Origin of the sequence: Chitinophaga sp. MM2321 (assembly GCF_964033635.1) — a bacterium.
In the GTDB taxonomy this organism is placed as follows: domain Bacteria; phylum Bacteroidota; class Bacteroidia; order Chitinophagales; family Chitinophagaceae; genus Chitinophaga.
Map to the genome: position 1 here is coordinate 5,101,324 of NZ_OZ035533.1, position 12,069 is coordinate 5,113,392.

At 46.8% G+C, this 12,069-nt stretch carries 12 protein-coding genes; 8 read left to right on the forward strand and 4 right to left on the reverse strand.

Annotation, left to right across the window (positions count from 1 at the left end; genetic code table 11):
- The first annotated feature begins 455 nt into the window (after window positions 1–455).
- Genes ABQ275_RS19815 through ABQ275_RS19830 form a run of 4 tightly spaced genes read left to right on the forward strand, consistent with a single transcriptional unit; the run spans window position 456 to window position 5,637 of the window.
- Window positions 456–962, forward strand: coding sequence for a T9SS type A sorting domain-containing protein (locus ABQ275_RS19815; RefSeq protein ID WP_349314885.1), 507 nt, complete (start codon window positions 456–458; stop codon window positions 960–962).
- Between the two features lie 46 nt (window positions 963–1,008).
- Window positions 1,009–2,178 carry a type IX secretion system outer membrane channel protein PorV gene (gene porV, locus ABQ275_RS19820; protein WP_349314886.1) on the forward strand — a complete coding sequence of 390 codons (1,170 nt, stop codon included), beginning with the start codon at window positions 1,009–1,011 and terminating at the stop codon, window positions 2,176–2,178.
- 37 nt (window positions 2,179–2,215) lie between these two features.
- Window positions 2,216–2,650 carry a hypothetical protein gene (locus ABQ275_RS19825; protein WP_349314887.1) on the forward strand — a complete coding sequence of 145 codons (435 nt, stop codon included), beginning with the start codon at window positions 2,216–2,218 and terminating at the stop codon, window positions 2,648–2,650.
- A 32-nt stretch (window positions 2,651–2,682) separates the two neighbouring features.
- Window positions 2,683–5,637, forward strand: coding sequence for a hypothetical protein (locus ABQ275_RS19830; protein WP_349314888.1), 2,955 nt, complete (start codon window positions 2,683–2,685; stop codon window positions 5,635–5,637).
- Between the two features lie 171 nt (window positions 5,638–5,808).
- Here the strand turns inward: ABQ275_RS19830 and rpsG are convergent, their stop codons facing one another.
- From rpsG to ABQ275_RS19845, 3 genes are all read right to left on the reverse strand, one after another.
- Entirely contained in the window at window positions 5,809–6,276 is a 468-nt protein-coding gene (rpsG, locus tag ABQ275_RS19835; RefSeq protein ID WP_349314889.1) for a 30S ribosomal protein S7, read from the reverse strand.
- Between the two features lie 29 nt (window positions 6,277–6,305).
- Window positions 6,306–6,686 carry a 30S ribosomal protein S12 gene (rpsL, locus tag ABQ275_RS19840; RefSeq protein ID WP_349314890.1) on the reverse strand — a complete coding sequence of 127 codons (381 nt, stop codon included), beginning with the start codon at window positions 6,684–6,686 and terminating at the stop codon, window positions 6,306–6,308.
- Between the two features lie 292 nt (window positions 6,687–6,978).
- A complete protein-coding gene (locus ABQ275_RS19845; protein WP_349314891.1) occupies window positions 6,979–8,076 on the reverse strand; it encodes a branched-chain amino acid aminotransferase in 1,098 nt (365 codons plus the stop codon).
- 126 nt (window positions 8,077–8,202) lie between these two features.
- On the opposite strand from ABQ275_RS19845, the gene ABQ275_RS19850 reads away from it, so the two are divergent.
- The 4 genes from ABQ275_RS19850 to ABQ275_RS19865 are packed head-to-tail and all read left to right on the forward strand — an operon-like array spanning window position 8,203 to window position 10,366.
- Window positions 8,203–8,700 (forward strand): hypothetical protein, encoded by a 498-nt coding sequence (locus tag ABQ275_RS19850; RefSeq protein ID WP_349314892.1) that lies wholly within the window; start codon window positions 8,203–8,205, stop codon window positions 8,698–8,700.
- A gap of 15 nt (window positions 8,701–8,715) precedes the next feature.
- Entirely contained in the window at window positions 8,716–9,297 is a 582-nt protein-coding gene (gene rdgB, locus ABQ275_RS19855) for an RdgB/HAM1 family non-canonical purine NTP pyrophosphatase (protein ID WP_349314893.1), read from the forward strand.
- A gap of 20 nt (window positions 9,298–9,317) precedes the next feature.
- On the forward strand, window positions 9,318–9,758 hold the full coding sequence (locus tag ABQ275_RS19860; RefSeq protein ID WP_349314894.1) for a thioesterase family protein: 441 nt from the start codon (window positions 9,318–9,320) through the stop codon (window positions 9,756–9,758).
- A gap of 14 nt (window positions 9,759–9,772) precedes the next feature.
- A complete protein-coding gene (locus ABQ275_RS19865) occupies window positions 9,773–10,366 on the forward strand; it encodes a nitroreductase (RefSeq protein ID WP_349314895.1) in 594 nt (197 codons plus the stop codon).
- 8 nt (window positions 10,367–10,374) lie between these two features.
- On the opposite strand, the gene ABQ275_RS19870 is transcribed toward ABQ275_RS19865, so the two are convergent.
- On the reverse strand, window positions 10,375–11,943 hold the full coding sequence (locus ABQ275_RS19870; RefSeq protein ID WP_349314896.1) for a glycerol-3-phosphate dehydrogenase/oxidase: 1,569 nt from the start codon (window positions 11,941–11,943) through the stop codon (window positions 10,375–10,377).
- Window positions 11,944–12,069 lie beyond the last annotated feature (126 nt).

Below are 12,069 nucleotides of genomic sequence, written 5' to 3' on the forward strand. Positions count from 1 at the left end.
TCTTTTTAACAAACGTAGTTGTCTTATTACATTAAACTTAATCCAAATAAGTATAATGGCTCCCAACCAGTTTTTGCCTGGTCTCTACCATTTTCTCAATAAATACTGCCAGCCACTAATTAATCATTTAAAATTTATATTAATTATTGTAGTTTGGTATAAGTATTCAGTGATACCTGAGTATTTTTCCCATAACATAAGAGAGCTTCTAAAGCTGCTGTCATATAGTGCTGTTTTGTTATCGCAGGTTATTGTTCCTGTATTGTTATCCTTCCCCACCAGGGTTCAGATCAATAAATACCTAAAATTAAAACCAGATGATTATGAATGAAAAACTGTACTTATTACCTATTATTTATCCAGTTATTTATCCAGGACCATAGCTGTATTTCCTTCCTGAAAAAGATGAACACAGTTCCATAAATCCAGCATCGTTACATATTTAACCAATCTATATGAACTCATTTATTTCTAAATGCGTGTTGGCGCTATTAGTGCTGACAGGACTATGCATTACAGCCAGCGCGCAGGTTGTCCTGAACAGACAGGTAGTAGCCAGCAACGGCGGCAGCGGTGTTATCAACAACATCCAGTTCCAATATACAATAGGAGAAGCAGTGATCATGCCCATTACAGATGGGCGGGTATTGCTTACCCAAGGCTTCCAGCAACCGGAAGAATCGCCCAAGATACCGCCGGGGAGCAGTCCTGTTAAAAACTATATCCTCTTCCCAAATCCGGCGGTATCCAATGTGAAGGTTCAGTTCGACCTCCTAACAAATGCCAGTGTAACCATCGAGGTTATCAACCCCGCCGGGCAATCACTTTACAATCAATTCCAGGAAATGGGGGCTGGCAAAACAACCATTGTATTGCCTGTAAACCGTTTTGCTGCGGGCATTTACACGGTTGTACTCAAAGTAAATGCAAGTATCTACTTCGAAAAACTCGTCATACAATAACACTTCAGGCAATAGTAACCAGCTCACTATTTTAAACGCCGAAATCATGAAACAAAGTTATACTACTATACTCTTTACAGGCATACTACTGATGGCTGCTCTCCCACTGGCAGCGCAAAAAAACCAACAAAAACCACCTAATATCGGCGCCAGCTTTTTGCTGGTAAACCCCGATGCCAGGAGCAGCGGCACAGGAGATGCTACCACCGGGCTGGACCCGGATCCCAATGCCCTGTTTTCCAATGCAGCGAAAATAGTTTTTGCAGGAGACTGGGGCGTGAGCGCCAACTATTCTCCCTGGATGTGGGAACTGAATAACAATCAATCCAACATGGCATATGTATCTGCCTACAAAACATGGAATACCACGGAGGGAATAGGTGTATCCATGAAATATTTCAACTACGGCCAGGTTACATTCCGGGATGATAACGGCACCGTTATGCAGGATTTTAACCCCAGGGAATTTGCCATTGATGCCGCTTATGCACGCAAGCTGGGAGAACATATGTCGCTGGCAATTACGGCCCGCTATATACGTAGCCAGCTGGGACAGGGTTCCTTTAATAGTTTACAGCAAAAACCTGCTTCAGCAGTAGCTGGAGATGTTAGTTATTATTATCAGAACAGTGTAGATAAACTGGATTTCGGTAATCGTTATAGTTTAGGCGTGAGCGTTACCAATATCGGCACCAAACTTCAGTATACCGATGACAATACCCGCAAGAGTTTTCTGCCGATGAACCTTCGTATCGGTGGCGGCTATACGTTTGTGCATACACACGAACATGAATTCACCATTGCAGCAGATATTAATAAGCTGATGGTGCCTACACCACCCACCTATGTACTGGATGCAAATGGCAATGAAACCAGCCAGATTCTGAAAGGGAAAGATCCCAACAGGGGTGTGGTAGATGCCATCTTTAGTTCTTTCGGAGATGCGCCGGGAGGATTTAATGAAGAAATCAGGGAATACACCATCGGTTCCGGTATTGAGTATGCTTACAAGCAGGCCTTTTTTGTGCGTACCGGTTACTTCTACGAGCACCCCAATAAAGGCTACCGGCAACATTTTGCAGCAGGTCTGGGTGTGCGCATATCCGACATTGGACTGGACATTGCCTACCTGATTCCTACAGATGGCAGTTTACGGGAAAAGAAAACGCTCAAATTTTCACTGGTATACAATATTGGCAAAGCGGTACAACCATAATCAATCATCATTTATGCACCTATTAATACGCAATCATATGAAATCATTGATCTTATTTTTATTTCTCCTGGTTGCAGGAGCAATCCCCTATGCAGCTGCACAGGTACAGCCACAGCCTGCAAATAACACGGTAAAAGAGGGCCAGGATATAAGAAAAACTATGTTCCCTGATTTACAGCGGGATATATCAAACCTGCAGGCCAGGGAAATCAAGCCCAAGCCTGACCAGTCCATCATTTCCGCTCCTGTTGAAAACCGTCTTTTTACCAATTACAGGCCACCCGTTTCAAGAACGAATGCAAACGCGCGTTCAGTAAAACCTGCGGCGGCGGCTACTTCTCCATCCGATATATCGGTGAAAGAAGCGATGGAGAAACTAAAAACAGCGCAGGCGGCGCACCCGGTTAAGCCAGTTGCAATACCTGCACAGGGCGATGAAGTCAATAACGTACCTGCAAAGAAAAAAAACTAAGCCCGCAATAAAATATTTCAAAAATGACTATTATGAAAAAGATATTCTACCTGATAGTGCTTCTAACGATATCATTTCAATATGCAAGTGCTCAGAGCGGGCTTGCCGGAACTAACTACCAGGCTGTGGCACGTAATACGAATGGCCTTGCTCTCGGAAATCAGGCGCTGACGGTGCGTTTTTCTATACTGGGTGGCTCCGCCTCCGGTCCTGTACAATACCAGGAAACACATAGTACCACAACTAATAACGTAGGTTTGTTCACTTTACAGATAGGTAAAGGTGATCCACTAACCGGTACTTACAGTGCTGTGCCCTGGGCAAATGCCAACCAGTATCTGAAAGTAGAAGTATCCGTTAATGGCAGCAACTACAGCGAGCTAGGTACCTCACAATTAATGAGTGTGCCGTATGCGTTATATGCGGCCAACGGTGTAGCGGGACCGGCAGGGCCGGCGGGCACCAAGGGAGATCCGGGTGTAGCAGGGCCACAGGGTCCTACAGGCCCCGTTGGGCCAGCAGGTATACAAGGCGCTAAAGGTGATCCGGGTATAGCTGGGCCGGCAGGCATTATGGGGCCCATTGGACCAGCGGGCATACAGGGTGCCAAAGGTGACCCGGGTGTGGCAGGACCGGCGGGCGTTACAGGTCCTGTTGGACCAGCAGGACCAGCGGGTATACAGGGACCTGCCGGCATTATCGGTGGTACGCCTGCCGGTGGAGATCTGGCCGGAACTTATCCTGATCCGCAGGTAGCAGGATTGCAGGGCAAACCAGTAAGTAATGTAGCCCCCACAGCTAACCAGATCCTTAAATATGATGGTACCAAATGGGTAGCCGGGGCAGCGCCAGGTGGCGGGCTTACCCTTCCTTTTGTTGCCACTGAAAATAATGCTGCTACCCTTTTCAGTATCACTAACCAGGGAGATGGCACTTCGCTGGAGGGCGTCAATAATTCCACTACGTCCAGTATTTCAGCAATTCTTGGCACTGTTACCTCCACTTCTCCCGGTGGCTTTTCATCTGCGGTGAAAGGTATTAACAATGGTACAGGGGGGTTAGGTATCGGGGTATGGGGTTCTCAAAATGGCTCCGGATGGGGCGTTTATGGTGTAACGCCTAATGGAATTGGTGTATACGGCAACTCCAGTGGAGCAGGGTATGGCGTATTTGCCAACAGCAATACCGGTACCGGCTTGTTTGCCACCAGCAACAATGGTATACCGGCCAATATCACTATTTCCAATAATGCAAATGCCAATGATGTGCTTACTGCCAGTACATTGGGCAGTGGAACGGTGGTTACAGCCACAGCCGGAGGAACCGGTTATGGGGTAAATGCCAGCAGTGCCAGTAATACGGGTGTACAGGGCACTACTGCTGTACAAACTGCAGCTGGTGTAATAGGTAATAACAATGGCGGGGGTGAAGCCGTCGTAGGACGTACTATCAGCGATATTGCAGGCGCTGTAGTGGGCCGTAATGATGGTGGCGGATATGGGGTGAGAGGCTTTGTTGCGACCAATAATACAGGCACTGCCATAGGTGTATTTGGTCAGATAGGACTATCCGGCAGTACCGGTAGCTCCGGGCGTTTTGAAAATAATAATGTGGACAATGCTTCTGATAACATGGTGGCCTATACTGTCACTAAAGGAGATCCGGGTATTGTTGGTGCAGGGGCTGCGGGAAGTTTTGAAGTAAACAATACCAATTCCGTATCGCCCGCTGTTAAGGCCAAAGTCAATACCATATTTGGCAACTTTGGCGCCAGCGGTATCTTCTCTGAATCTGCCGGTACCGGCGGTTTTGCGGGATTATTTTATTCTTCCAATACTAGCGGTAACGGGAATACGCTGGTAGCACTGAATAAAGGCAACGGCGATGCCATTGTAGCCAATGTTTCTAAAGATGGCAACGGCGTGGAGTCTAGTGTAAATGGAACCGGTAAAGCAATATATGGCTGGGTTCCTACTTTTGGCCTGGGTCAGGCAGCAGATTTTCAAAATTTCAATGATGCCAATACGAATACCGTGCTTACTGCCAAAACAGTTGCCAGGGCTACCGCCGGCTACTTTGAGGTAGACAATGTATCAGGTATTAACCCGGCAGTGCATGGCAAAGTGAATTCACAGTTTGCCAATTTTGGTACTGCGGGCATATATGGCGAATCTGCCGGAACAGGAGGGTTTGGAGGGCTATTCTACGCCTCCAACCCCGCAGGGAATGGACCGGCGTTGATAGCTCTTGCAAGCGGCAACGGCAATGGCATTACGGCCAATGCCGCCAAAGGCGGCGATGGCGTGGAGGCCACGGCAAATGGCACTGGTAACGCAATTTATGGCTGGATACCTAATTTTGGTACCGGTCGCGGCGGCCGTTTTTCCAACTTCAATGCCGCAAATTCCAACGAGGTGTTATTGATCAGTAATGCCGGTACGGGTACGGGGTTATTAATTAATCATACCGGTGCTTCCGGTAATATCGCCGTTTTCCAGAGTGCCGCCGCCAATGTAGCCCGTATTAACAAAGCCGGACGAGGTTTCTTTAACGGCGGCACACAGAACAGCGGCGCGGATGTGGCAGAATCATTTGCCGTAACCGGGCAGCGTGACGCCTACGAGCCGGGCGATGTACTGGTGATCGCTACGCATACGGACCGTATGGTAGAAAAATCTTCCGAAGCCTATTCTACCTTGGTAGCAGGCGTATTTGCTACTAAACCGGGTTTACTATTAACCGAAGATAATATTGATACGGACCTTTCCGCGGAAGTGCCAATGGGTATGGTAGGGGTTATTCCTACTAAAGTTTGTGATGAGAACGGGGCGATCCGCCGGGGCGATTTGCTGGTTACCTCCGGCAAGGCTGGTTATGCAATGAAAGCGGATCCGGATAAAGTAAAGCCGGGGCAGGTAATTGGAAAGGCTTTACAGGAATTCAGCGGTACAACCGGAAAGATCAAGGTGCTGGTAAACGTGAAATAGGACCAGGATTAGCTGGATTATAAAGGATTCCAGGGATTTAACTGTTGTTGTTAATCCCTGGAATCCTTTTTTATTAATTTATTTTATTGGGTATGGTAGGCACAAAAAGGCAAACAGCTCCGGAAAGGAACTGTTTGCCAAAATATATTGAGTTGCCCGTTGGGGCTATAACTATACTCTGAAGTGAGAGAAAGCTTTATTCGCTTCCGCCATACGGTGAGTATCTTCTTTCTTTTTGAATGCTGCGCCTTCACCTTTGCTTGCTGCTACGATTTCATTCGCCAGCTTATCAGCCATACTCTTACCGTTTCTTTCGCCAGCGAAGCGAACCAACCACTTGATGCTCAGGGATACTTTTCTATCAGGACGAACTTCCGCAGGAATCTGGAAGGTAGCACCACCGATACGGCGGCTTCTAACTTCAACAGCAGGAGTAACATTGGTTAATGCTTTTCTCCAAACCTCGTAACCGTTTTCACCGGTCATCTGGCTTACCTTATCCACAGCATCGTAGAAAATTTTATAGGCAATGCTCTTTTTTCCTTGTTCCATTACGTTGTTAACAAAGCGGGTTACCAGTTTGTCATTAAACCTTGGATCCGGAGACAGAGGCAATTTTTTTGCAGCTTGCTTTCTCATTTATTGAAAATTACGACTATTTATAATTGTTATTTCTTAGCCTTTTCCTTCTTAGTACCATATTTGGAACGGCTCTGCTTTCTGTCTTTCACACCAGCAGTATCCAGGGAACCGCGAACGATGTGGTAACGAACACCTGGTAAATCTTTTACCCTTCCACCACGGATCAGTACGATGGAGTGCTCCTGCAGGTTATGACCTTCACCGGGGATGTATGCAATCACCTCAATTTTGTTGGTCAAACGCACCTTTGCAACTTTACGCAAAGCGGAGTTAGGTTTCTTTGGCGTGGTAGTGTACACACGTGTACAAACACCGCGACGCTGAGGGCAGCTATCCAGTGCCCTGGACTTAGACTTAGCCCGGATAATTTCTCTTCCTTTTCTTACTAATTGTTGTATAGTAGGCATTCTTTACCTAGTTTTTTTATGTCGGTTTACAATGACATCCAAATTTCCCATATGGGATTTTGGGAGGGCAAAGGTAAAACTATAAGTGTGAATAACAAAATTGTTTCGAATATTTTTTACCGGTATGTTTTCCTGTTTAAGACAGGAACTGGTTTACTTGCTATTCTGGTATAAACATAGAATACCAAAAACCGGATTGCAAAGGTATGATTTCCGTTAGAAACTACCATAAAAAAATAGGATCGTTTTACCGACCCTATTGTAACTCTTATAATAATATGTAAAATGCTTATTATCTGCCAACTAGATAATTCCAATGGCGTGTATCAGCTGCACGGCCGGTACGAATCGCATCCAGGCGGCGGATCACTTCAGCTCCTATTTCATATTTGGTGCTATCCATACGGATCTGTAGATCTTTATAGTCCAGCTCTTCCACATAGGCAACACTGGCAGCAGTTCCGGTACCAAATACTTCACGTAGCGTACCTGCTTTATAGGCAGCAGCAATTTCATCGATAGAGATAGGTCTTTCTTCCACGGTAAGGCCCATATCTTTCAATACCTCCATTACACTGGATCTGGTAACCCCTTCCAGGATAGTTCCCTGGGAAAGGTCCGGCGTAATCGCTGTATTGCCGATAATGGCAAATACGTTCATCGTACCACACTCCTGCAGGTATTTATGTTCAAAGCCATCTACCCACAGAATCTGGTCATAGCCCTGCTTTTTAGCCTGCATGGTAGGATACATGGTGCCGCCATAGTTACCGGCCGCTTTTGCAAATCCTACGCCGCCGGGGAAGGCGCGCACAAACTTATCCTGTACCAGTAATTTAATAGGCTGATTGAAATAAGGACCAGATGGAGAGTTGATAATCATGAATTTATACGTTTCAGAAGGTCTTACTCCGATATATTCGTCTGCCGCAATCATAAAAGGACGCAGATAAAGGGAACTACCTTCGTTCGTAGGTATCCAGTCGCGGTCCAGGTCTATCATCAAATCCAGTCCGCCCACAAACAGCCACTCAGGCACTTCTACCATCCCCATCCTTTCAGCAGACAGGTTCAGGCGTTTGTAGTTGTCGTATGGCCTGAAGATCATGGGATTACCCTGGGGATCTTTATAGGCCTTGATCCCTTCAAAAATAGCCTGACCATAATGCCATGCAGCATTGGACGGGCTTACAGACAGGTTCTGGAAAGGCAGGATCTCTGCATTTTTCCATTCCTTTCCATCAAAATCAGCAACCAGCATATGGTCGGTATATGTTTTACCAAATGCCAGGTTATTAAAATCCACTTCCCCCAACCTGCTGTGGGCTGTTTTGGTGATTTTAATCCTCTTTAATGCTTCTTCCTTTACTGTTGATTTATCTACCATCATGGTTAATCAATTTTATCTCAATATTTTTACATTTTATTGCTAAGTTCATCCACCTTCGCGGATGGCTTTGCAAATAAACTGATTTTTCCCCACGACGGGGAATTCATAAATTAAATATTTAAAAATATGTCGCTCGAGCAATTGGAACTGGATCCGTATTTTCTGGCTAAAATATATACCCAGCCAATCATTCCCGGTAAAAGCACCCCTGTTGCGGCGGAGCAAAAAACGGCCCCCAAAGTTAAATATTTAGGAGAAAATCAAAAAAACATTGCGCTCTTCATACAAAATGAAAACGAAGCGTACTTAAACGAAGAATTATTCAACCTGCTCACCAATATATTAAACGCCTGTAAACTGGGTATGCAGGATGTATCACTTATCAATGTGTCGCACTACCCTCAGCTGAGCTTTCCCGACTGGCAAACTGCCGTAAAAACGGAAAAGGCCGTCGTATTTGGTACCGCACCCGCACAGCTCGGCCTGAACGACATTCCCATGTACCAACTGGTAACAGTAAACGGAACAACCTTACTGCTATCTGACGAGTTGCAGCTGATTGGTACCGATAAAGTACTAAAAGCCAAACTATGGGCAGGATTAAAACAATTATTGGGTATCTAAAACAATGGTGAAAGAATGACATTAATATTTGCGACAAACAACGAAAACAAGGTAAAAGAATTCCGGTCGCTGCTGGGAGACGAATGCAAGATCATTACCCTGCTGGAAGCCGGTATCGACATTGATATACCGGAACCACACGATACACTGGAAGCCAACGCCCGCGAAAAATCAGTTACCATCCACCGGATGACAGCACAGAACTGTTTTGCAGAAGATACCGGCCTGGAAATCGCTGCACTGAATGGGGCACCCGGGGTACTAAGCGCCCGGTATGCCGGCGAACAAAAGCTGGCAGCAGACAATATTGCGAAGGTATTGGAAGAAATGGCCACAGTAGCCGACCGCAGCGCCCAGTTCCGTACAGTCATCTCCCTGATACTGGATGGAAAAGAATACCAGTTTGAAGGAATCAGCAAGGGGCAAATCTCTACCGAACTAAAAGGTGGTAAAGGCTTTGGCTACGATCCGATCTTTATACCGGAAGGAGCAACACGCTCATTCGCCGAAATGGATCTCACAGAAAAAAACCAGTACAGTCACCGGGCCAGGGCCTTCAAAGAATTTGTAGCGTTTCTTAAAACAATACCTGTTTAGCATCTCCCTAAAAAATAATAATGGCAAGAATAAAAATAGATTTACCTGCACAATTCCCTTTCAACACACAGATCCCGGTACGTATCCAGGATGTTAACTACGGCGGACACGTGGGCAACGACGCTATCCTGTCTGTAATGCATGAAGCCAGGATTCAATACCTGGTCAGTATCGGTTATAAAGAACTGGATCAGGAAGCCGGCACCGGCCTGATTATGTCTGATGTAGCAATAGCCTACAAAGGCGAAGCTTTTCATGGCGATACTTTTACCATAGCAATAGCAGCCGGCGAATACAGTGCTTTCGGTTTTGAACTGTTTTACCGGATTACCACGCAACGCGACACCAAAACCATCACCATTGTGGAAGCTAAAACCGGTATGGTATGTTTTGATTATAAAAACCATAAAGTGATGAAACTTCCCGCAGAGATGAAAGCTGTGATGGAGCAGGGAGCATAAAAACTAAAAAAATAATGATGGAATTAAATACAACCGTTACCAACATCGATAAAATAGTAGCCGCGCGCCGCACGGTAAAACCAACCAGCATGAACGGCCGTAAAATAGCAGATGAAACGATACAACATCTGCTACAGATGGCCGACTGGGCGCCTACACACGGACATACAGAACCCTGGTACTTTATCGTTTACAGTGGTGACAAGACACAACAATTCTGTGCTGATCATGCTGATCTATACAAACAATTCACACCGGCAGACAAATACATTTCCGGTAACTACGAAAAACTGAAAAACCAGGGTAACCTGGCCTCCCATGTGATTGCCATTTGCATGAAGCGGGGTAACAATCCCAAGGTACCGGTAACAGAAGAGATTGCCGCCGTTTCCTGCGCCGTACAAAACATGTGGCTGGGTGCTACCGCCCACAATCTTGCCGCCTACTGGGGCTCTGGTGGCATGACCTACCACTTTGCCATGCAGGATTATTTAGGTTTGGGAGATGAAGACCAGGTACTTGGATTCTTTTACCTGGGCTATACCGATGAACCCGTACAACCAGGACGCCGGTTAAAGCCACTGGGAGACAAGGTGAAGTGGATGTAGGTTTTGATCTAATCCAATAAGTAGGCGCTTGCTTCCTTGGTAAAGCTTTCTATCTGATCTGCGATCCATTGGTCATCCCTGTTTAATTCTGCGGCCATGATAGCGGCTACGGCAGGGGCTATACGTAAAGCTTCCCGTGCATCCAGGAAAAGGAGGCGTATGCGGCGGGCCAGGAAATCTTCTGTATTACGGGCCATTTCTTCTCTTACCGCCCAAACTACCTGCGCTTTAATGACATGATATGTTGCGCTGAGCACTTCCTGTAAATCGGGTTGGGTGGCCACCATCTGGTGGATATGCAGCTTATCACTGCCATAGAAATACCAGGGATCATCCCAGTTTACAACATTAGCGGCGCCGTGTATTTTCAACTGATGCGTTACGGAAGACGTTTCTTTCCAGTGAAGCGCCTGTTCCAGCCGGTGGATCACATCTTCTGCCATGCGACGGTAAGTTGTCCATTTGCCACCGATGATCGTCACCAGCCCCGAGCCGGCCACCATGATCTTGTGACTGCGGGAGATTTCTTTGGTTTTATGTCCTTCTGCCTTGGGAGCTGCCAATGGGCGCAGGCCAGCCCATACACTGCGTACATCGCTGCGTTGCGGCTGGTGTGCGAGGTATTGACCGGCAGTACGCAGGATGAAATTTATTTCCGCTTCCAGTGCACGCGGCTCCAGGCTGATATGATTAACAGGCGTATCGGTAGTTCCCACCACCACTTTATTATGCCAGGGCACCACAAAGAGTACGCGGCCATCACTGGTAGCAGGGATCATGAGCGCATTGTGTCCGGGTAGGAAAGTGCTATCCAGTACCAGGTGTACACCCTGACTGGCAGCGATAGATCTGGGCGCCTGCGGATTATCCATTTCCAGAATATCGTCAGCAAATACACCCGTGGCGTTGATAACAGCACGGGTAGCGAGATGCAGCTCCTCTCCCCCATTCAGTGTATCCTTCACCGTTACACCGCTGATCTTTCCCTTTTCATCTTTACGCAGTCCTGTTACACGCATATAGTTAAGCACCGTACCGCCTTTGTCTGCAATGGTTTGTGCGAGGTTTACCGCAAGGCGGCTATCATCGAACTGGCCATCGTGGTACAATACACCGCCGGTGAGGCGATCCGGTTTCAGTGCGGGCAGCCGTTCAAGCGTGGCTGCTTTGGAAATATGAAGCGACTTGCCCAGGCTGAGATGTCCGGCGAGCCAATCGTACATTTTGAGGCCGATGGTATACTTAAAATTTTCCCATAAGCTAAAGGTAGGGATTACAAAGGCCAGGTTGCGTACCAGGTGTGGGGCGTTGTGGGTGAGCAAACCACGTTCAATGCTGGCTTCACGTACCAGGGCAATATCGCCCTGCGCCAGGTAACGAACGCCCCCATGTACCAGTTTCGTGCTTTTACTGGAGGTGGATTTTGCAAAATCCGTTTGTTCCAGCAATAAGGTGCGGTATCCCCTGGTTACCGCTTCCAGTGCGGCTCCCAGGCCAGTGGCTCCGCCACCTATCACAACAACATCCCAGGGCTTAAGGTCTTCCTTTAAGATAGTAACAATAGCTTCTCTTTTCATAGTCAAGGTTTTCGGTAATCTGTCAATACAAAAACAAATTACAAGGGGTAATATCTCCGGCGTAAAGCTACGGATGATTGCTTCAGCAAAATTAACGGCTCAGCAGGATAAATGTTTGAAATACTG

What these genes read in the sequence shown, in the direction of transcription:
- ABQ275_RS19815 (WP_349314885.1), top strand. Translation starts at nt 456, where the DNA reads ATGAACTCATTTATTTCTAAATGCGTGTTGGCGCTATTAGTGCTGACA.
- porV (WP_349314886.1), top strand. Translation starts at nt 1,009, where the DNA reads ATGAAACAAAGTTATACTACTATACTCTTTACAGGCATACTACTGATG.
- ABQ275_RS19825 (WP_349314887.1), top strand. Translation starts at nt 2,216, where the DNA reads ATGAAATCATTGATCTTATTTTTATTTCTCCTGGTTGCAGGAGCAATC.
- ABQ275_RS19830 (WP_349314888.1), top strand. Translation starts at nt 2,683, where the DNA reads ATGAAAAAGATATTCTACCTGATAGTGCTTCTAACGATATCATTTCAA.
- rpsG (WP_349314889.1), bottom strand. Translation starts at nt 6,276, where the DNA reads ATGAGAAAGCAAGCTGCAAAAAAATTGCCTCTGTCTCCGGATCCAAGG.
- rpsL (WP_349314890.1), bottom strand. Translation starts at nt 6,686, where the DNA reads ATGCCTACTATACAACAATTAGTAAGAAAAGGAAGAGAAATTATCCGG.
- ABQ275_RS19845 (WP_349314891.1), bottom strand. Translation starts at nt 8,076, where the DNA reads ATGATGGTAGATAAATCAACAGTAAAGGAAGAAGCATTAAAGAGGATT.
- ABQ275_RS19850 (WP_349314892.1), top strand. Translation starts at nt 8,203, where the DNA reads ATGTCGCTCGAGCAATTGGAACTGGATCCGTATTTTCTGGCTAAAATA.
- rdgB (WP_349314893.1), top strand. Translation starts at nt 8,716, where the DNA reads ATGACATTAATATTTGCGACAAACAACGAAAACAAGGTAAAAGAATTC.
- ABQ275_RS19860 (WP_349314894.1), top strand. Translation starts at nt 9,318, where the DNA reads ATGGCAAGAATAAAAATAGATTTACCTGCACAATTCCCTTTCAACACA.
- ABQ275_RS19865 (WP_349314895.1), top strand. Translation starts at nt 9,773, where the DNA reads ATGATGGAATTAAATACAACCGTTACCAACATCGATAAAATAGTAGCC.
- ABQ275_RS19870 (WP_349314896.1), bottom strand. Translation starts at nt 11,943, where the DNA reads ATGAAAAGAGAAGCTATTGTTACTATCTTAAAGGAAGACCTTAAGCCC.